We start from the raw sequence: 19,139 nt of genomic DNA, 5'->3' as shown, positions 1-19,139 counted from the left end.
CGGATCGGCAGTGCCGCCAACATCTTATTGCGAGGGTTAAGCCGTTATTTACTCGGCGCGTGTTTACTTAAAACACCAGTTCTGTTGCGTACGAGTGAGTAACCATGTCCGCTGTCGCCGAGTTGCTTTACTCGCGCCGCGTGCCGCAGGTCGCGGTGCTGGCGCTGATTTCCTTCAGCTTTGCAGGGTGCAGCGCCGACATGTCGTCGCGGCTGTCCCAGACCAACTTCTCCAATCCTTTCGCCTCCGAGCAGACCGGTTCGGTGCAGCAGGCACCGCCGCCGCAGCGTGAGCTGCCGCAATATGCGCGGCCGCAGACGCAGCCCGGTTACTACCAGTCGCAGGCTTTGCCTCCGCCCGCGGTATCTACCCCGCAGTCCTATCCCGTTGCCTCCGGCGGCGGCGTGTCCGGTGGCGGACGCGGCGTCAGCTCATATGCGCCTCCGGCGCAACCGCACCTGGAGACCACGGCCACCGTCCCTCCGCGGTCGGTCGCGGCCGCCCAGCCGGCCGGCGGAACCAAGATCATCGTCGGCACCAGCGACACGCTCGACGTGCTCGCCAAGCGCTATCACGTCACGCCGCAGGCGATCCTTGCCGCCAACGGCTACAAGGGTCCGCGGGCGCTCTCGCCCGGCCAGCAGTTGATCATTCCGTCTGCGGCGACCGCAGCTGCACCGGCGCCCGCGATGGCCCCGGTCGCGGCAGCGCCTGCGGCGAAGCCGGTTGCTGCCGTCGCGGCACCGCCGAGCACGCACTTCGTCAACCGCGGCGACACGCTCGCCAGCATCGCGCGCAAGAGCCGCATCTCGGCGGCAGAGCTCGCCCGTGCCAACGGCATCGATCCGTCGGCGAAGCTGAAGCTCGGCACCAAGCTGACCGTGCCCGGCGCCAAGACCGCTGCCGTTGCGGCGCCAGTTGCTGCGGCTCCGGTCGCGGCTGCACCGGTGGCCGGAACGCTCCAGCCCGTTGCGGCGGCTCCGGCACCCGCGACCAAGGTGGCCGCTGCCGCCGCGCCCGTGCAGAGCGCGCGGCTCGCCCAGGCCACGAGCAATGTGGAAGAGAAGGCTGCCGAGACGCCGGCGAAGGCTGCGGAGGCCACCGGCGCGCTGCCGACCTTCCGCTGGCCCGTCCGCGGCAAGGTGGTCACGAGCTACGGTGCCAAGACCAATGGCAAGTCGAATGACGGCATCAATCTGGCGGTGCCCGAGGGGACGCCGGTCAAGGCGGCCGAAGATGGCGTCGTCGCCTATTCCGGCAACGAGCTGAAGGGTTACGGCAATCTGGTTCTGGTTCGGCACTCCAACGGCTACGTCACCGCATATGCCCATGCGAGTGAGCTGTTGGTGAAGCGCGGCGATACCATCAAGCGCGGCCAGGTCATTGCCAAGTCGGGTCAATCCGGGGAGGTGGCGTCGCCGCAGCTCCACTTCGAGATCCGCAAGGGATCGAGCCCGGTTGACCCGCTTCAATTCCTCAACGGGGCGTGAGGCGCAAGTAACCTCAGCACGAAGGGTGTCGTCGCCCGGCTTGACCGGGCGACCCAGTATTCCAGAGATAGTTATTGTGAGCCGATAGGCCGCGGCGTACTGGATTCCCCGCTTTCGCGGGGAATGACAGTGGGGGCGCGAGATCGCTTTCGCTACTACGCCGTCAGCTTCACGCCCAGCCGTCCCGCCAGCTCCTGCACGAACTGCCAGGCGACGCGGCCAGAGCGCGAGCCGCGCGTCGTGGACCATTCGAGTGCCTCGCGCTCCAGCGCCTCGTCGTCGATCCTGATGCCGAAATGGCTGCAATAGCCCCGCACCATGGCGAGGTATTCGTCCTGGCTGCAGCGGTGAAAGCCGAGCCAGAGTCCGAAACGATCCGACAGGGAGACCTTCTCCTCGACCGCTTCGCCCGGATTGATCGCGGTCGAGCGTTCGTTCTCGATCATCTCGCGCGCCAGCAGATGGCGCCGGTTGGAGGTGGCGTAGAGGACGACGTTCTCGGGCCGGCCCTCGATGCCGCCTTCGAGCACCGCCTTGAGCGACTTGTAGGAGGCGTCGTTGCCGTCGAAGGAGAGGTCGTCGCAGAACACGATGAAACGGAAGGAGGAGGCCCGTAGCTGCTCCATCAGGGCCGGCAGGCTCTCGATGTCCTCACGGTGGATCTCGATCAGCTTGAGCTTGTCGGCCGGTTTGCGCTCCGCGTTGATGCTGGCATGCGCCGCCTTCACCAGTGACGACTTGCCCATGCCGCGTGCGCCCCAGAGCAGAGCGTTGTTGGCCGGCAGGCCGTTGGCGAAGCGCTCGGTGTTCTCCATCAGGATGTCGCGCATCCGGTCGACGCCCTTGAGCAGGAACAGCTCGACTCGGCTCACGCGCGGCACCGCCGAGAGGCGTCCGTCGGGATGCCAGACATAGGCATCCGCCCGCTTGAACGACTCGGCCTCGACCGCCGGCTTGGCCTGCGCGGAAAGCTGCGCCGCAATGGTCTCCAGGGCGCGGACGATGCGCTCCTGCGCGAGGTCCGGGCCTGCCTTGGTGACCGCCGCCGTGGGGCGTTTTGCCGCGACGCGGCTGGGCTTGTTGGCAGGGATGCGGGGGCCTTTGCCGGCCGGGCTTTTGCTATGGTTTTTGGGCATGTCCGAAGTTCCTGAGAACGCAGCCTTATCGGGCCTCACGGGCCGCCGCAAGGTGGCCCAAAAGGGCGGTCTGGCAGCGTTGCAATTGGGGCAATGGCCGCTATAGTCCGCGCGAATTTGACCGAACCGGTCGCCTTTGAGGGCCTGACCGGCTGTCCCCCGTTCTCACGAGGATCGTCCGAATGCTGATTACCCCTGCGTATGCCCAGGCCGCGGCCGCTGGCGACACCAACAGCATGTTGATGTCGCTGCTGCCGTTCGCCCTGATCTTCGTGATCATGTACTTCCTGATTCTGCGCCCGCAGCAGAAGAAGGTCCGCGACCACGCCGAGCTCGTGAAGAATATCCGCCGCGGCGACACCATCGTGACCTCGGGAGGCCTCGTCGGCAAGGTCACCAAGGTGGTCGACGACGACCAGATCGAGTTCGAGATTTCCGACGGCGTGCGCGTGCGGCAGATGCGCCAGATGATCTCGGGCGTGCGCGCCAAGGGCGAGCCGGCCAAGGAAAGCGCAAAAGAGAGCGCCAAGGACGACACCGCGGCGAAGTGAGAGCTTCCCCGCGAGTCTCAAGTCTCCTGATCTGACAGGTCCAGTCGATGTTGTATTTCACGCGGTGGAAGGCGCTGGGGATTATCCTGACGGCGCTGATCGTGTGCCTCTGCGCGGTCCCCAACTTCTTCCCCGAGGCGCAAGTCAAGAGCTGGCCCGCCTGGGCGCAGCGCCGCCTCGTGCTCGGCCTCGACCTCCAGGGCGGCTCCTATCTGCTGCTCGAGGTCGATTCCAACTACGTGAAGAAGGAACGGCTCGATCAGATCCGCGACGAGGTTCGCCGGACGTTGCGCGACGCCAAGATCGGCTTCACCGGCGGCGTCACCGTGCGCAATGACGCGGTCGAGGTTCGCATCACCAAGGAAACCGACGTGCAGCCGGCGCTCGCCAAGCTGCGCGAGCTGTCCCAGCCACTCGGCGGATTGATGGGCTCCAGCGGTCAGCGCGACCTCGAGGTGACTGATGCCGGCGGCGGTGTGATCCGCCTGAGCGTTCCGCAGCCGGCGATACTCGATCGCCTGCGAAAGACCATCGAGCAGTCGATTCAGATCGTCGAGCGCCGTGTCAACGAGCTCGGTACCGTCGAGCCCGTGATCCAGCGCCAGGGTAACGACCGCATCCTGGTGCAGGTCCCGGGCCTGCAGGATCCGACCCGCCTGAAGGAGCTGCTGGGCAAGACCGCGAAGATGGAATTCCGCATGGTCGACAGCTCCGTGCCGCCGGATCAGGCGCAAGCGGGCAGGTTGCCGCCGGAATCCGAGCTGCTCATGAGCGCCTCGCCGCCGCCCACGCCCTACGTGATCAAGAAGCAGGTGCTGGTTGCCGGCGGCGATCTGACCGACGCCCAGGCGACTTTCGACCAGCGCACCGGCGAGCCGGTCGTCAGCTTCAAGTTCAACACTTCGGGCGCCCGCAAGTTCTCGCAGGCCACGACCGAGAACGTCGGACTGCCTTTCGCGATCGTGCTCGACAACAAGGTGATCTCGGCACCGGTCATCCGCGAGCCCATCACCGGCGGCCAGGGCCAGATCTCCGGCAATTTCACCGTGCAATCGGCCAACGACCTCGCAATTCTCCTGCGCGCCGGCGCGCTGCCGGCGCCGCTCACGGTGGTCGAGGAGCGCACCGTCGGTCCCGGCCTCGGCCAGGACTCGATCGAGAAGGGCGAGCTTGCGGCCTATGTCGGTTCGATCCTCGTCATCATCTTCATGCTCGTGACCTACCGGCTGTTCGGCGTGTTCGCCAATATCGCGGTGGCCATCAACGTCGCCATGATCTTCGGCCTGCTGTCGCTGCTCAATGCCACGCTGACGCTGCCCGGCATCGCCGGCATTGTGCTCACCGTCGGCATCGCCGTCGATTCCAACGTGCTGATCTACGAGCGCATCCGCGAGGAGCTGCGCGGCGGTCGCAACGCGATCTCGGCGATCGACGCCGGATTCAAGCGGGCGCTCGCCACCATCCTCGATTCCAACATCACCACTTTCATTGCCGCCGCGGTGCTGTTCTACATCGGCACCGGTCCGGTGCGCGGCTTTGCCGTGACGCTCGGCATCGGCATCATCACCACGGTGTTCACCGCCTTCACCCTGACCCGGCTGATCGTCGCCTGGTGGGTGCGGTGGAAGCGGCCGCAGAGCGTGCCGATCTAGGAGCCTGATCGTGACTCACACCGTTCTCATCGGGCTCGGCGTCCTCATTGCCATCCTCACCGTGGTCTCGGCCCTCGGCCTGTTGCCGTCGCTGCGCATCGTCCCCGACGATACGCATTTCGACTTCACGCGTTTCCGTCGCATCAGCTTTCCGATCTCGGCGGCGCTGTCGATCGTCGCGATCGTGCTGTTCTTCACCCACGGCCTGAACCTCGGTATCGACTTCAAGGGCGGCACGTTGCTGGAGGTGAAGGCGAAGTCCGGCACCGCCGACATCGCGGCGATGCGTGCCTCGCTCGACGGCCTGGGCCTCGGCGAGGTCCAGCTGCAGCAGTTCGGCGGTCCCGAGAACGTCCTGATCCGTGTTGCGGAGCAGCCGGGCGGCGACGCCGCCCAGCAGGCAGCCCTGCAGAAGCTTCGCGGGGCGCTTGGTGACAGCGTCGACATTCAGCGCTCCGAAGTGCTCGGTCCGCGCGTCGCGGGCGAGCTCCTGGCCTACGGCATGCTCGGCCTGATGCTGGCGATCGTTGGGATCCTGATCTATCTCTGGTTCCGGTTCGAATGGCAGTTCGCGCTGGGCGCCATGATCGCCAACGTGCACGACATCGTGCTGACCATCGGCTTCATGTCGATCAGCCAGGTCGATTTCGATCTGACCAGCATCGCCGCGCTTCTGACCATTCTCGGCTACTCGCTCAACGACACCGTCGTCATCTACGACCGCATCCGGGAAATGCTGCGTCGCTACAAGAAGATGCCGATGCCCCAGCTGCTCAACGAATCCATCAACTCGACGCTGTCGCGCTCGATCATCACTCACGTCACGGTGACGCTCGCGCTGCTCGCGCTGCTCTTGTTCGGCGGCCATGCTATCCACAGCTTCACCGCGGTGATGATGTTCGGCGTGGTGCTGGTCGGCACCTACACCTCGATCTTCATTGCAGCGCCGATCCTGATCTATCTCGGCGTCGGCGAGCACCGCGAAGACGCGCCCGATACGGCGACGCCGGCGAAGAAAAGCAAGGCATGATCCGAACCTCAAGCCCTTGCAGGCGTTTGCGAGGGCAGTAAGCCCATTCGGACGAGGCTCATGGCCGGCGATCCCAACGCTCCGCATTTCCCGCGCTCGGCGCCGATCGACGCCTATGGCAAGGGCGGCTTCGCCTTTGCCGGCATGTCCCATCGCGGCTCGCTGCTCTGCCTGCCCGACGCGATCTGGGCTTGGGACGTGATCGATCCCGCGAAGATCGACCGCTACTCGCTGGATCGGGTGTTCACGGCGGCCAACAGCATCGACACGCTCCTGGTCGGCACTGGAACGGGGCTGTGGCTGCCGCCGCCGGAGCTGCGTCAGGCGCTCAAGGCGGTGAGGGTGGTACTGGACACGATGCAGACCGGCCCGGCCGTGCGCACCTACAACATCATGATCGGCGAACGGCGGCGGGTTGCCGCCGCGCTGATCGCCGTGCCATGAGCAACCCGGCGCCGCCTCCCGACTCCTTTGTTTTTTGCGCCGATCTCGTGCGCAGTCATGACTTTCCGCGCTACGCCGCGACCCTGTTCGCGCCGGCCGCCGAGCGCCGCGCGTTACTGGCGATCTATGCCTTCAACGTCGAGATCGTTCGCGTCCGCGATCAGGTGAGCCAGCCCTTGCCCGGCGAGATCCGCCTGCAATGGTGGACCGACATGCTGTCGGGCCACGTCCATGGCAGCGCCGAAGGCAATCCGGTGGCGGCCGAGCTGCTTCGCGCGATCCGCGATTTCGAGCTGCCGGTCGAGCCGCTGTCGCTGCTTGCCGAGGAGCATCAATTCGATCTCTACAACGACCCGATGCCGACCATGGCCGCGCTGGAAGGTTACCTCGCGGCGACCTCATCGGCGCTGTTCGCCCTGGCAGCGCAAGTGTTGGGACCGCCTTCGGAGGCGGCCGAGCATGTCGCCCGCCATGCCGGGCTGGCGCAGGGTATTGTGCAGGTCATCGTCAATCTGCCGCGCGATGCCGCGCGCCGGCAATTGTTCGTGCCGCAGCAGGTGCTGGAGAAGCACGGTTGCAGCATGGAAGATGTCTTTGCCGGCAAGGAGACACCCAATCTCCATGCGGCGCTTGAGCAGCTCGCGGGTGAAGCCCGGCAGCATATGACTGCGGCTTCATCGCTGCTGGCGCAGCTGGCGCCGCCGTTGCGGCCGGCGTTTCTGCCGCTGCGCCAGGCGCAGGCCGATCTCGAGCGCCTGTCGCGCCCGGGACGCAATCCGTTTGGGTTGCAGCCGACCTCGCGGTTGCGCACGCTCTGGACGCTGTGGCGCGCCTCGCGATCGCGTGAATTTACCAAATAGACGCCGGCTTATCGCCTGGCCCGCCCAAATGCTCTATGCTGTCCTATGGCTGACATGTCCCAAAGTTCGTTCGATCTCAGCGGCCTTCCGGTCGCCCCTGAAGACATTCACGCCGCCGCCAAGACCATCCAAGGCGCCGTCGTCGAGACGCCTTGTAGCCATAGCCGGACGCTGAGCAGCATCTGCGGCTGCGACATCTGGCTCAAATTCGAGAATCTGCAGTTCACCTCCTCGTTCAAGGAGCGCGGCGCGCTCAACCGGCTCACCGCGCTGACGCCGGAAGAGCGCGCGCGGGGCGTGATCGCGATGTCCGCGGGCAACCACGCGCAAGGCGTTGCCTACCACGCCAAGCGGCTCGGCATTCCCGCCACCATCGTGATGCCGATCGGCACGCCCATGGTGAAGGTCGAGAACACCCGGCATCACGGCGCCGAGGTGGTGGTCACGGGCGCGACGCTGGAGGAGGCGGCCGCCTTTGCGCGCAGCCACGGTGAAGCGCACGGCATGGTCTTCGTCCATCCTTACGACGATCCGCTCGTCATCGCCGGGCAGGGCACGATCGGGCTGGAAGTGCTGAAGGCGGTCCCGGAGCTCGACACGCTGGTCGTCCCGATCGGCGGCGGCGGTCTGATCAGCGGGATTGCCATTGCCGCGAAGTCGATCAAGCCGTCGCTCAGGATACTGGGCGTCGAGGCCTGGCTCTATCCCTCGATGTACAACGCCATTCACGACGGCAATCTGCCGGCGCGCGGCGATACGCTCGCCGAGGGCATCGCGGTGAAATCACCGGGCAAGATCACCACCGAAATCGTTCGGCGCCTCGTCGACGATATTGCGCTCGTCAACGAAGCCGAGCTCGAGCGCGCAGTCGCGACCCTGATCTCGATCGAGAAGACCGTCGTCGAGGGCGCCGGTGCCGCCGGCCTCGCCGCGCTGATGTCCGATCCGTCCCGCTTTGCCGGCGAGAAGGTCGGCCTCGTGCTGAGTGGAGGCAATATCGACACGCGGCTGATCGCCTCCGTGCTCACCCGCGAGCTGGCGCGCGAGGGGCGGCTGACGCAATTGTCGCTCGATATCCCCGACAGGCCGGGGCAGCTCGCCGCGGTAGCGGCACTGCTGGCCGAGGCGGGTGCGAACATCATCGAGGTCTCGCACCAGCGGACCTTCTCCGACCTGCCGGCCAAGGCGACGCTTCTGCAGCTCGTCATCGAGACTCGCGATGCCGCGCATCTCGACGAGGTCATGGCCACGCTCAGTGCGTCCGGATTGAGCGCGCGCTGCACCTGAGCGCCCGCTAACGTGATGCCAAATCCGCGACGTGGTCGATCAGCCGGTCGATCTCGGCTTCGGTGTTGTAGTAATGCGGAGAAGCCCGCACGAGATGGGGCAGCGCGCGGATCTCGGCATCGATACGGGTGCTCGACGGATCTGAAGCGCCGATCGTGATGCCCGCCGCCGCCGCGCTGCTGACAATGGCCTCCGCTTCAAATCCATCCAAAGTGAAGCTGACGATGGCGCCAGGCGTGCGGCCAAGGTCGTGAATGGTGATGCCGCGAATGGAAGCGAGGCCGCTGCGAAGGCGGCCCGCGAGCAGCCGGCAGCGCTCCTCGATGGCATCCATGCCGATGTCGAGCGCATAGTCGACGGCAGCGCCGAGCCCAAGCCGGGCGGCGTAATTATTCTCCCATGTCTCGAAGCGGCGGGCATCGTCGCGGAGCCGATATTCATCGCGCGAGACCCAGGGCGCTGCAAAATGGTCGATCATCGGTGGCTCGAGCTGCTGCAGCAGCGCCCCGCGCACATAGAGAAAGCCGGTACCGCGCGGCCCCCGCAGGAATTTTCGTCCCGTGGCCGACAGCATGTCGCAGCCGATGGCCTCGACGTCGACCTCCATCTGGCCGACCGCCTGGCAGGCATCGAGCAGATAGGGGATGCCGTGTGCCCGCGCAATCCTGCCGATGGCCGCGGCGGGATTGACTAGCCCGCCATTGGTGGGGACCCAGGTGATGGCGATCAGCTTCACGCGTCGGTCGATCATACGCTCCAGCGCGTGCACGTCGAGCTCGCCGGTGGGATCGCTCGGCACGACCTCGATGGTCGCGCCGGTTCGTTTCGCGACCTGAAGAAACGCAACATAATTGGCGGCGTACTCAGCCTCGGCGGTCAGGATGCGGTCGCCCTTGCGAAACGGAAGCGAATAGAATGCCATCTGCCAGGCAACCGTCGCGTTCTCCACGAGCGCGATCTCGTCGGGTGCGGCATTCAGCAGGCGCGCGACCGAGCCATAGACCGCATCTAACCGCTGGGCTTCGCGGTCAGCGGCGGCATAGCCTCCGATCTCGCTTTCGAGGTCGATATGCTGCTTCATTGCAGCGACAACGGGGGTCGGCATCAGCGCCGCGCCGGCGTTGTGGAGATAGGCGAGCCGGCTGGTGGCTGGCGTGTCGGCACGTATCCGGTCGAGGTCGATCACTCACGCCCTCCGCGTCTTGCGATGTCGTCCATGAATTAGGCGCGTTGCCGAGCGCGAGCAAGATAGGCTGGCGCGCCTCAGATGCAGAGGCCGAGCAGCTTGACGTGACAATTGCTGGACTTCGGCTTGCTTGCGGGCGCGGGCTCGCGCTTCACGGCAACGACGGGCTCCTTGTCCTTTTTCTTGCCTTTGCCCTTCTCGTAGTCGCCGGCGATCACCATGGCCCAATAGGTGCGCTTTCCACTCGCATTCTTCGCGCTGGCAATCCCGACGCGGGAGGCGTTGCGAAGCAACAGGTTCTTGCGGTGCCCGGAGGAATCGATCCACTGGCCCAGCGTCTTCTCGAAACTGTCGTAGCCGTAGGCGATATTCTCGGCGGCGCGGCCCGCGCCGGCCGGTGCGACACGGCGGTTGAACGGGCCGAGTGCGTCGTGGCTGAGGTCGTCCTTCGCCGCCATCGCGCGGGCCTGATCCATGGCGATGCGATCGAGGGTGGCGTCGCGGACGACGCGGGCCTCACCATGCTTGAGACGGAAGCTGGAGATCAGCTCCACCGGTGAGTCGGCCAGCGCAGGCGCCCCTGCCAGCAGCACAAGGCCGGCGATGGTTCCGCCAACCATACGATGCATCATCGTCCCCCGAGCGCCCATGATCTCTGCCAACCCTGCGTGATCCAAGCGCTTCTCGATCGCCATTGTGGAGGCTTCAAGGCGCGGATTCCGCGCTAGCTCGTCGGGAGCTTCGCCTCGAAATTGAAGCGGTCGCGCAGGTTCTTGCGCTGCTCCAGGATATCCTTGAGGAAGGCGCGATCCTGCTCGTTCTTCATCATCGGCTCGATCAGGTCGAGCTGGTTCATGGCGACCAGTTGCAGGACCTCGATGCGCGGCTTGCCGCTGGTGTTGCGTGGCAGGGCGTGCACGACCTGGATGTGCTCCGGCGGCTTCGGTCCCTTGGCGGCGGCAAGCTCGCTGCGGAGCTGGCCCTCGAGCGCGGCCTGATCGGCTTCGACGAAGGCGTAAAGCCCGACGCCGGAGCGACGGTCGGCAAAGGCGACGATGGCGGCGTCGCGCACGGCGGGATTCCGCCGGATCAGCTCGGCCAGCACCGGCGCGTCGTTGACGAGCCGACGGCCGCCGCCCTCGCGGTCGGTGAAGTTGAACAGGCCGCGGGTGATGGCGCGATAGACCTTCTTGCCGGTGGCGAGCCACAGGCTCGCGGCGAACGACTTCCTCGCCAGGATCTTTAGCTCTCGCGGCGTCAGCGCCTCGGGCGCGTAAGAGCGCTTGTGCTTGAGCAGATGCCGGAGGTCTTCATAGGCGAGGATGCGATAGAGCCGGCCGCGGCGCTTGAAACACGCGGCGAGCTGGAAGTCGGTGACATAGGCGCGGCCGTCGCGGCCGACCAGCCAGTTCTGCTCCTTGGCGAGATCGTTGTGGCAGATGCCGGCGCGGCGCAGCCGGCGCAGTGCGGCCTTGGCGGAGCGGAAATAGGCGAGATCGCCATGCGGCTTTGCCAGATGCAGCGCCACGCCGTCGACGAAGCCGCGCACCAGGGCGCGGCGCCCGGCCCACAGCAGCTCGGGGCCGACGTCGAGGCCTTTGGCCCGCACCAGGGCCTGCTTCTCGCGGGCGAACAGGTGGCGTGCCAGCAGGAGCGACCACCATGGCACCTCGTCGAGCCGGCGCAGCACCGCGTCGATCTCGCCGCTTTCGCTGCGGAAACGGCCGCGCTCGACGGTCGAGAACACGTCGCGCTTGAGCATCACGCCTTCGGTCCAGCGCGCCGACAGCTCTGCGGCGTCGTCTTTGGGCAAGCTCATTGCAAACTCACGCGGCGGCGGCAATGCGCAGGTGATCGGCGATCCAGCGATCGAGATCGGCGAGCGCCCGTGCGCTCAGCGCCTGCTTCTTGGCCACCGTCTTCTCGTTGCCGCGCAGCCGCGTGCCGTCGGGCTTCTTCGTTGGCACGCTCGTGAGCGGTGGAAACAAGCCGAAATTGATGTTCATCGGCTGGAACGAGCGCGTGCCCGGCTCGATGGTCTCGATATGGCCGCCGGTGATGTGACCGAGCAGCGATCCCAGTGCGGTCGTAGCCGGCGGGCTGACAAGCGTCTCGCCGCGCGCTTCCGCGGCTGCATAGAGACCCGCGATCAAGCCGACGCTGGCGGATTCCACATAGCCTTCGCAGCCCGTCATCTGGCCGGCGAAGCGCAGCCGCGTCTGTGCGCGCAGCCGCAGCTGGCCGTCGAGCAGCTTCGGCGAGTTCAGGAAGGTGTTGCGGTGCAGGCCGCCGAGGCGGGCGAATTCGGCGTTCTCCAGCCCCGGGATGGTGCGGAAGATGCGCTGCTGCTCGCCATACTTCAGCTTGGTCTGGAAGCCGACGATGTTGTAAAGCGTACCGAGCTTGTTGTCCTGGCGCAGCTGAACGATCGCGTAGGGTTTCGTGGTGGGATCGTGCGGATTGGTGAGGCCGACCGGCTTCATGGGACCATGGCGCAGCGTCTCGGGGCCGCGCTCCGCCATCACCTCGATCGGCAGGCAGCCGTCGAAATAGGGCGTGTTGGTCTCCCATTCCTTGAACTCGGTCTTCTCGCCGGCGATCAGCGCGGCGACGAAGCCCTCATACTGCTCCTTGGTCATGGGGCAGTTGATGTAGTCGGCACCGTTGCCGCCAGGGCCGACCTTGTCGTAGCGCGATTGGAACCAGGCTACCGACATGTCGATGGATTCGCGGTGCACGATCGGCGCGATGGCGTCGAAGAAGGCGAGGGCGTTCTCGTCGGTCAGCTCGCGGATGGCGTCGGCCAGCGGCGCGGAGGTGAGGGGGCCGGTGGCGACGATGACGCTGCTCCACGCGGCCGGCGGCAGGCCCGCGACCTCGCCGCGCGCGATCTCGATCAGGGGATGATCGTTCAGGGCCTTGGTGACGGCAGCGGAGAAGCCGTCACGATCGACCGCGAGTGCGCCGCCGGCGGGCACCTGGTTGGCGTCGGCCGCGCGCATGATCAGCGAGCCGAGGCGGCGCATCTCCGCATGCAGCAGGCCGACGGCGTTGTTGGCGGCGTCATCCGAGCGGAACGAGTTGGAGCAGACGAGCTCGGCAAGTCCGTCGGTGCGGTGCGCCTCGGTCATGCGGGTCGGCCGCATCTCGTGCAGCACCACGGGCACGCCGGACTTCGCAATCTGCCAGGCAGCTTCCGAACCGGCGAGGCCGGCACCGATCACGTGGACGAGGTTGGATTGGGGTCCTGTCATGGGGCGGACAGGTAGCGCTTTTCGGCGGAGAGTGGAATCGCCGAGATCGAGTTTTCTGCCACCAGATGCGACAACGCCCGCACGAGGCGGGCGCTATCGGTCCGTTCTAGTGAAGGGCTGAAGGATATCAGCCCTGATACTGGCCGGCGGCAACGCGCGGGATGTCCGAGCGATCGAGGCCGATATCGGCCAATTCGCGATCGCTGAGCTGGGACAGCTCGGCAACATTGCGCTGATAGTCCCGGAAGGCCTGGATCATGCGGATGAGCGAGAGCAGCATTGGTAGTCTCCTGTAGTTCGATTCAGCCTTTGCTTGAGGCCTCATCGTTGAAATGAATATAGGTGAGAGTGGTGCAGTGCGAAAGTTCCGATGTTGCGATGCAGCTAAGCGCTGTGCGCATATCGATCGTAACCAACGATTAACTGACAAGCGCTCCTGCTCGTCCGCCGGGCAATACGTCCGGTCGTGGACGACAAATCACCGTGAAGTCACGGGCTTATGCTAAGATCCTAGACGTGCCATGCACCCGTGAACATAGGGCGCTTTTCACAGTGCGCTAGCGAGCATGGTAGCGCCTAGACCCAAAGCACGTATGCATGATTCGCATGCATCCAAAATCTTAAAAGTGAGCATTGATTCATTCAATAGTCGTTCGGTACCGATGCTGTGCATCGGCGCAAATGAAGAACGAATTTCTGCATGCTGCTCTGTGCCGAGTGCAACATCACGCAGTTCTCGCGAGGAGTTGATTGCGGCAAGTTGCCGCGCCCTGAGAAAAGTCGTGCTGCAGATTCCGGCAATTTCGCTGGTCTGCCTCATCACAAGAAGGAAGTAACGTCATGACGAAGTTACTCGGGGTCATCGCAGTCGCCGCTGTTGCATTCGCCATCGCGCCCGCCCAGGCCGCCAAGCACGCCATGGGCGGTTGCAGCGGGGCCAATCTGGAGAAAACGGAAACCGCGATCGAGAACATGGCCGACGGCGACAGCAAGTTCGTCGCGCAGAAAGAGATCGCTGCGGCTCAGGACTCGCTGCTCAACGGCAAAATGGGTACGTGCGGCGCGCATCTGAACAAGGCGATGCATGCCACCATGGGCAAGTAAACGCACCCAAGTAAATTCACCCAAGAGGGCCGGTCGCCTTGCGATCGGCCCAAGCGTTTTGACGAGTTAGTCTAAGGGGCGCGTGCGAGCTGGGCGGCAAAATAGGCCACGGTCTTGGAGTAGACCTCGCTCTTGTTCCACTGCTTGAGCACCTCAAAGTTCGGGCTGCCCGGCTGCCAGTCCTTGCCCTTCTGCCAGCCATAGCCGACCAGATAATTGGCCGTGGAGGCGAGCACGTCGGGCACGTTATGCAGAAGATCGCGCTTGCCGTTGCCGTCGAAGTCGATGGCATATTTCATCCAGGATGACGGCATGAATTGGGTCTGGCCGAGCTCCCCGGCCCAGGCGCCTTTCATGTCGGCGGGCGCAAGATCGCCGCGCTGGACGATGCGCAGCGCATCCAACAGCTCGGCGCGAAACTGCTCGGAGCGACGGCAATCGTAAGCGAGCGTTGCAAGCGAGCGGATGGTTGCGAATTTGCCGGTGTTGACGCCGAAATCGGTCTCCAGGCCCCAGATCGCGACCAGGACTTCGCCCGGCACGCCATAGGCCTGCTCGATGCGCGACAGCACCGAGCCGTATTGCTTCATCCTATTGGAGCCGCGCTCCAAGCGTGGCGGCACCATGCGGCCGGAGAACTCCTCGAAGCTCTGGGTGAAGACCTTTTGCGAGCGGTCGCGGTTGAGCACGCTCTGGTCGAGCGTGACGCCGGCAAGTCCGGCAGCGATGGTCTGCTGCGAGATCCCCTTCGCCGCAGCGTCGGTTTTGAAATCAGCCAGCCAAGCGTCGAAATTGCCCGAGTCGCAGGCAACCGCGGCGGGCGCTGGCTGGACTGAGAGAAGGGACGCGGAGACGGCCAAGGCTGCGAGAGCAAGACGAGAAATCGTCGGAGTCATCAGATGAAATGGATTTCCGTGAATTGACCTGACCGGCAACATAATCTCGGCTGTAACCGCGGCCAAAGCAAGGCGTGCGGCCCTGTCCGAACCGGCCAGGGCCGCACGTCACGAGATTGTCAGACGTCAGTCCGATTCCGCCACGGGAAAAGGTTGGCCGGGAAGTCGGCGGCCGGCTTGCGCGGCCGATGCGGCGGAGGCGGGACCGGACGTGCGCCCGGATCGGACGCGATCACCTTGCGGTAAAGGTGCCACGTAGCGTGCCCGAGCAGCGGGACCACAACGGCGAGGCCGAGGAAGGCCGGGATTGTGCCGAGCGCGAGCAGCACCGCCACGATCAGGCCCCAGGCCGCCATCGGCACCGGGTTTTTCGCCACCACGCGCAGCGAGGTGCTCATCGCCTCGAACGCACCGGCATGGCGGTCCAGCATCAAGGGGAACGACACGGCACTGAGAGAGAGCGCGGCGAGCGCGAACAGGAATCCGGTGCCGCAGCCAACCACGATCAGCCACCAGCCTTGCTGCGTTGTCAGCACGCGCATCATGAAGTCCGAGAATCCGGTGACGCCCTCGTAGCCGAACGCCGCGACATAGATCGCCTGCGCGGTCGCCACCCAGGTGACGAACAGGGCGAACAGCAACGTACCGAGGCCGAGCATCGCGCCGAACGACGGCGATCGCAGCACCTCCATGGCATCCCAGGCGCTGGCCGGTTCATAGCGCTCGCGCCGGCTGGAAAGCTCGTAGAGCCCGAGCGCAGCGAAGGGCCCGATCAGCGCGAAGCCCGCGGCGAGCGGAAACAGCAGCGGCAGCACCGAATAGCCCATTACCACACGGGCGAGCACGAGGCCGAGCACCGGGTAGATCACGCAGAGGATGATGGCGTGGCTCGGAACGGCCTTGAAATCCTCCCAGCCGCGCCTGAGCGCGTCGTGCAGATCGGACAATTGAATGGTTCGGATCACCGGTCCAGCCGCATCCGTGGGCTGGGCCATCGTGGGGACATTGCCCTGGTAGAGTGTGGCCATGGTCGTCGCTAGCTCCCTTGCCAAGCAGCTGCACCCGGCGCCGGCAAACGGCGCAAGCGGCCGCCCATTCTCTTGAAATCCCGCGATCCCGACCAGACGCGAATTCCGGATGGCATCGCGAGCTGAACGGCAACCATACTCCCAAGTCCGAGTCCTGTCCCTCACGCTTGGGTGAAATTTCGATGCCGCGACGCAATCAATGCGGCGTCATTCTGTCGTCATTTCGCCGCAGATAAGCTGATGCTGCTGTCCGCTCGCGGAACTTCGCGGGCGCGGCGCACCAACTTCGTCTATAAGTGCCACGCAAGGCCCTTCCAACGGATTCCTTTTCGGGGAGCAGACATGAGCATTTTCGGGAAAATCATCAGCGCGATCTTCGGCGGCCAGCCGGCCTCCGCTGCGCCGGCCGGTGGCGCCGCTTCGCCGGGCGCCCCCGCAGGGTCGGCAAGTCCTTCGACGCCGGCCGCCGCACCCATGGCTGCGGTCGACGTTGCGGCGATCGTCGACAAGGCGGCCGCCGCGCACAAGGGCGAGAAGCTGGAATGGCGTACCTCCATCGTCGATCTCATGAAGGCGCTCGACATCGATTCCAGCCTCGCTGCGCGCAAGGATCTCGCCAAGGAGCTGGGCTACAGCGGCGACATGAACGACTCGGCGAGCATGAACGTCTGGCTGCACAAGCAGGTGATGTCCAAGCTCGCCGCTAATGGCGGCAAGCTGCCGCCGGAGATCAAGCACTGACCGGACCTGGGGTCGTGCCGCAGGGGCCCGCGATCACCGCGGGCCCTTTTGCATTCAGGCGACCAGATCCGCATCCTCCGGATGCCGGTCGAGATAGTCGACGACGAAGCCGCAGCCGGCGATCACCTTCTTGCCGTCGCGCCGGATCAGGTCGAGCGCTCCCTTGACCAGCTCGGAGCCGATGCCGCGCCCGCGCAACGCGCGCGGCGTCTCGGTGTGGGTGATGATTACGGCCGACGGCGTCAGCCGGTAATTGGCGAAGGCGATGTCGTCGCCGACATCGAGCTCGAAGCGGCTCCTGTCCTTGTTGTTGCGTACCGAAGCCGCCATGCGGGATCCCTCCGAACTGCAGATGCCTCCTGATCTAGGAGGCTGACACGGCCCTTGCCAAGGTGAGACCAGGGGAGATTGGCGCAGACGAGATATCTGCAAATGCGCGCCGCCCTGACCGCACTGCGGTATGGCAATGGCGCCCGGCGAGTATGGTCCCGCGGCTCGGCAAATAATTTCCGATACCGCTCTTGCAAGCCGGAGTTAGGTTCCCACGTCCTGGAAAGGACATACGCCCGAATGCGGCCGGCAGGGTCGCTAGACATTCGGAGTGTCATGATCGCCAGCCGCAGACGTATGCCTCTTTTGCAGGAGGGTACGATGTCGGACTCTGGTTTCTTGAATACTCATCGAACATGGGAAGACTGGTGTGGGATGCTGCTGGGCGCGGTGATCGTGGCCTCGCCGTGGTTCCCGATCCAGGATCAGGCGATCTCCGGTCACCAGACGGCCATCCTGAACACCGTTGCGATTGGTCTCGTCGTATTTGGCATCAGCCAGCTCGAATACGTCGCCTTGCAGCGCTGGCAGGAGGTGATGACGATCCTGGCCGGACTGTGGCTCATCGCCTCGCCATACGTGATCGGCTATTCAGGTGAAGGATTTCTCCGCATCTATCACACGACCCTCGGGGCGGTAGTGGTGCTGCTCGGCATTCTCCAGCTGTGGCAGGACTGGGATATGAATGACCAGGACTTGCTCAAGCACGGACAATAGATCCTAAGTTACGGCAGGCCCGCCGGCCACGAGCGGCGGGCCTGTGCACTCACCGTGTCACGAGATCCGCATAGTCCGGGTGCTTGTCGATCCACGCCTTCACGAACGGGCATTGCGGGATCAGCTTCAATCCCGCGGCGCGGACTTGGTCGAGCGCGCCTTGCACCAGCTTCGAGCCAATGCCCTTGCCGCCAAGCTCCTTCGGCACGTCGGTGTGCTCGAAGGTGATGACATCGCCGTCGAGCTTGTAGTGCTCGGTCGCAAGATGACCCTCCACATCGAGCTCATAGCGGTGATGGGCCTTGTTGTTGATGACGTCGCTCATATCGTTGCCTTGCAGCTGCCGGCCTCGCGCACGAGATCGTAACGCACGGTCCGGCCGGGGTTTCCAATCCGAAGCTGTTCCGTTCAATCGGTCGCGTTGGCGAGCCTGGAATCTTCGGCCTGTGGCTGCGGGCGGAGGCAGCCCTGGCAGATGACCAGGGAGCGGTTGACCTTGGCGTCCTGTTCGGCCTCGATGCCATCCTTGGCCTGCCACCATTCCCTAGAATAGGGCTGAGCCTCGGCTTGCGACCTATTGGGCTCGGAGCGGCCGGCAGTTCGCGTCGGCTGCGAGGCGGCGCGCGGCCGGTTGGGATCCTCGCCGGCGCCATCCCAGGCATAGCGCGCAGGCTTGAACGCGGTATCGGACGCCAGATGCGCTTGCGGAGTCGCGGCACATCCGGCGAGCGCCAGCGACAACAGGAGGAGGGCAGGCGCTTTGACCATGATGCGGTACTCTGTACACGAGAACTGAGCGAGGTTGCGTCGATCATGTTTAAGATTCTCTGAACGATAGCGGTTGTGGTTGCGACCAACGACCATGCGATATCTGATCCTTCTGCTCAGCTTGCTCGTGACCGGCGCGCGTGCCGACGACGCAAAGCCGTTCAATCCGGCCGATTATCCGCCCGGCGTGCAGAAGGCTGTGCGCTTTGCCAATGAGGAATGCGAGAGCCAGCAAGGCGGCGAGGTGACCTTCGCGCATGATACGGTGCGCAGGATCGACCTGACCGGCGATGGCCGCGAGGACTACATCGTCGATTTCCAGGACACCAAATGCGGCGACCGCGAGACGACCTATTGCGGAACCGGCGGCTGCGTCGTGAAGATCCTGGTGACGCTGCCGGACGGCAGCGTGCGCGAGGTGTTCGACGGCTACGTGCTCCGCTATAAGATCATGGCCCCGCCGGTGAAGCGCGGCGCCGCGCGCACGATCCGCTTCGATCTGCATGGCAGTTTCTGCGGCGGCTTTGGTCCGCAGGTCTGCTGGAAGACCAGGGCCATCACCGCGACGCCGTTTGCGTTCAAGCAGCCATAGGGCTGGTCCGCGGTAGCCGGCCTTGCGGGGGCAACGGCGATGGCGATAAATGGGCTGCAATGAACGGACGGCT

At 65.0% G+C, this 19,139-nt stretch carries 22 protein-coding genes; 11 read left to right on the top strand and 11 right to left on the bottom strand.

The window, feature by feature from the left end:
• The first annotated feature begins 104 nt into the window (after positions 1-104).
• On the top strand, positions 105-1,490 hold the full coding sequence (locus tag P0R31_RS03385; protein ID WP_275512851.1) for a LysM peptidoglycan-binding domain-containing M23 family metallopeptidase: 1,386 nt from the start codon (positions 105-107) through the stop codon (positions 1,488-1,490).
• A 155-nt stretch (positions 1,491-1,645) separates the two neighbouring features.
• Here P0R31_RS03385 and P0R31_RS03380 read toward each other — a convergent pair whose 3' ends face one another.
• On the bottom strand, positions 1,646-2,626 hold the full coding sequence (locus tag P0R31_RS03380) for an ATP-binding protein (protein WP_275512850.1): 981 nt from the start codon (positions 2,624-2,626) through the stop codon (positions 1,646-1,648).
• A 182-nt stretch (positions 2,627-2,808) separates the two neighbouring features.
• On the opposite strand from P0R31_RS03380, the gene yajC reads away from it, so the two are divergent.
• Genes yajC through P0R31_RS03350 form a run of 6 tightly spaced genes read left to right on the top strand, consistent with a single transcriptional unit; the run spans position 2,809 to position 8,450 of the window.
• A complete protein-coding gene (gene yajC, locus P0R31_RS03375; protein ID WP_036012751.1) occupies positions 2,809-3,177 on the top strand; it encodes a preprotein translocase subunit YajC in 369 nt (122 codons plus the stop codon).
• A gap of 47 nt (positions 3,178-3,224) precedes the next feature.
• The gene (secD, locus tag P0R31_RS03370; protein WP_275512849.1) at positions 3,225-4,829 is read left to right on the top strand and encodes a protein translocase subunit SecD; all 1,605 of its coding nucleotides are present in this window, start codon (positions 3,225-3,227) and stop codon (positions 4,827-4,829) included.
• A gap of 10 nt (positions 4,830-4,839) precedes the next feature.
• Positions 4,840-5,859, top strand: a complete 1,020-nt coding sequence (gene secF, locus P0R31_RS03365; RefSeq protein WP_275512848.1) for a protein translocase subunit SecF — start codon at positions 4,840-4,842, stop codon at positions 5,857-5,859.
• Positions 5,860-5,919: 60 nt separating this feature from the next.
• On the top strand, positions 5,920-6,303 hold the full coding sequence (locus P0R31_RS03360; protein ID WP_128261560.1) for an Mth938-like domain-containing protein: 384 nt from the start codon (positions 5,920-5,922) through the stop codon (positions 6,301-6,303).
• Positions 6,300-7,163, top strand: coding sequence for a phytoene/squalene synthase family protein (locus P0R31_RS03355; protein ID WP_275512847.1), 864 nt, complete (start codon positions 6,300-6,302; stop codon positions 7,161-7,163). The genes P0R31_RS03360 and P0R31_RS03355 overlap by 4 nt, the downstream gene beginning before the upstream one ends.
• A 45-nt stretch (positions 7,164-7,208) precedes the next feature.
• Complete coding sequence (locus P0R31_RS03350) at positions 7,209-8,450, top strand: threonine ammonia-lyase (RefSeq protein WP_275512846.1); 1,242 nt, start codon at positions 7,209-7,211, stop codon at positions 8,448-8,450.
• A 7-nt stretch (positions 8,451-8,457) separates the two neighbouring features.
• Here P0R31_RS03350 and P0R31_RS03345 read toward each other — a convergent pair whose 3' ends face one another.
• The 5 genes from P0R31_RS03345 to P0R31_RS03325 form a co-directional block, all read right to left on the bottom strand.
• Positions 8,458-9,636 carry an aminotransferase class V-fold PLP-dependent enzyme gene (locus P0R31_RS03345; protein ID WP_275512845.1) on the bottom strand — a complete coding sequence of 393 codons (1,179 nt, stop codon included), beginning with the start codon at positions 9,634-9,636 and terminating at the stop codon, positions 8,458-8,460.
• 77 nt (positions 9,637-9,713) lie between these two features.
• Positions 9,714-10,265: a CAP domain-containing protein gene (locus P0R31_RS03340; protein WP_275512844.1), complete on the bottom strand. Its 552-nt coding sequence runs from the start codon at positions 10,263-10,265 to the stop codon at positions 9,714-9,716.
• A 95-nt stretch (positions 10,266-10,360) separates the two neighbouring features.
• Complete coding sequence (locus P0R31_RS03335; RefSeq protein WP_275512843.1) at positions 10,361-11,455, bottom strand: AMP-binding enzyme; 1,095 nt, start codon at positions 11,453-11,455, stop codon at positions 10,361-10,363.
• A gap of 7 nt (positions 11,456-11,462) precedes the next feature.
• The gene (gene trmFO, locus P0R31_RS03330; RefSeq protein WP_275512842.1) at positions 11,463-12,890 is read right to left on the bottom strand and encodes a methylenetetrahydrofolate--tRNA-(uracil(54)-C(5))-methyltransferase (FADH(2)-oxidizing) TrmFO; all 1,428 of its coding nucleotides are present in this window, start codon (positions 12,888-12,890) and stop codon (positions 11,463-11,465) included.
• A gap of 127 nt (positions 12,891-13,017) precedes the next feature.
• On the bottom strand, positions 13,018-13,170 hold the full coding sequence (locus P0R31_RS03325) for a DUF1127 domain-containing protein (protein WP_007590701.1): 153 nt from the start codon (positions 13,168-13,170) through the stop codon (positions 13,018-13,020).
• Between the two features lie 560 nt (positions 13,171-13,730).
• On the opposite strand from P0R31_RS03325, the gene P0R31_RS03320 reads away from it, so the two are divergent.
• The gene (locus P0R31_RS03320; protein WP_275512841.1) at positions 13,731-13,994 is read left to right on the top strand and encodes a hypothetical protein; all 264 of its coding nucleotides are present in this window, start codon (positions 13,731-13,733) and stop codon (positions 13,992-13,994) included.
• Positions 13,995-14,065: 71 nt separating this feature from the next.
• Here P0R31_RS03320 and P0R31_RS03315 read toward each other — a convergent pair whose 3' ends face one another.
• Both P0R31_RS03315 and P0R31_RS03310 read right to left on the bottom strand, forming a co-directional pair.
• Positions 14,066-14,890 carry a lytic murein transglycosylase gene (locus P0R31_RS03315; RefSeq protein ID WP_275512840.1) on the bottom strand — a complete coding sequence of 275 codons (825 nt, stop codon included), beginning with the start codon at positions 14,888-14,890 and terminating at the stop codon, positions 14,066-14,068.
• A gap of 119 nt (positions 14,891-15,009) precedes the next feature.
• Positions 15,010-15,918 carry a DUF2189 domain-containing protein gene (locus P0R31_RS03310; protein ID WP_275512839.1) on the bottom strand — a complete coding sequence of 303 codons (909 nt, stop codon included), beginning with the start codon at positions 15,916-15,918 and terminating at the stop codon, positions 15,010-15,012.
• A 342-nt stretch (positions 15,919-16,260) separates the two neighbouring features.
• Between P0R31_RS03310 and P0R31_RS03305 the strand changes: the two genes are divergently transcribed.
• A complete protein-coding gene (locus P0R31_RS03305) occupies positions 16,261-16,659 on the top strand; it encodes a DUF3597 domain-containing protein (protein WP_275512838.1) in 399 nt (132 codons plus the stop codon).
• 54 nt (positions 16,660-16,713) lie between these two features.
• On the opposite strand, the gene P0R31_RS03300 is transcribed toward P0R31_RS03305, so the two are convergent.
• Positions 16,714-16,989, bottom strand: a complete 276-nt coding sequence (locus tag P0R31_RS03300; protein WP_275512837.1) for a GNAT family N-acetyltransferase — start codon at positions 16,987-16,989, stop codon at positions 16,714-16,716.
• Positions 16,990-17,310: 321 nt separating this feature from the next.
• On the opposite strand from P0R31_RS03300, the gene P0R31_RS03295 reads away from it, so the two are divergent.
• Positions 17,311-17,706 (top strand): SPW repeat protein, encoded by a 396-nt coding sequence (locus P0R31_RS03295; protein WP_057029358.1) that lies wholly within the window; start codon positions 17,311-17,313, stop codon positions 17,704-17,706.
• Between the two features lie 49 nt (positions 17,707-17,755).
• On the opposite strand, the gene P0R31_RS03290 is transcribed toward P0R31_RS03295, so the two are convergent.
• Together P0R31_RS03290 and P0R31_RS03285 are read right to left on the bottom strand one after the other, a co-directional pair.
• Complete coding sequence (locus P0R31_RS03290; RefSeq protein WP_275512836.1) at positions 17,756-18,031, bottom strand: GNAT family N-acetyltransferase; 276 nt, start codon at positions 18,029-18,031, stop codon at positions 17,756-17,758.
• 83 nt (positions 18,032-18,114) lie between these two features.
• Complete coding sequence (locus P0R31_RS03285; RefSeq protein WP_275512835.1) at positions 18,115-18,474, bottom strand: hypothetical protein; 360 nt, start codon at positions 18,472-18,474, stop codon at positions 18,115-18,117.
• A gap of 94 nt (positions 18,475-18,568) precedes the next feature.
• On the opposite strand from P0R31_RS03285, the gene P0R31_RS03280 reads away from it, so the two are divergent.
• Positions 18,569-19,066: a hypothetical protein gene (locus tag P0R31_RS03280; protein WP_275512834.1), complete on the top strand. Its 498-nt coding sequence runs from the start codon at positions 18,569-18,571 to the stop codon at positions 19,064-19,066.
• Positions 19,067-19,139: the final 73 nt, after the last annotated feature.

The sequence above is a fragment of the Bradyrhizobium yuanmingense genome, from assembly GCF_029167105.1.
GTDB classification, from domain to species: domain Bacteria; phylum Pseudomonadota; class Alphaproteobacteria; order Rhizobiales; family Xanthobacteraceae; genus Bradyrhizobium; species Bradyrhizobium yuanmingense_A.
Note: the sequence above shows the minus strand (reverse complement) of the source record. Positions and strands in the feature narration are given on the sequence as shown.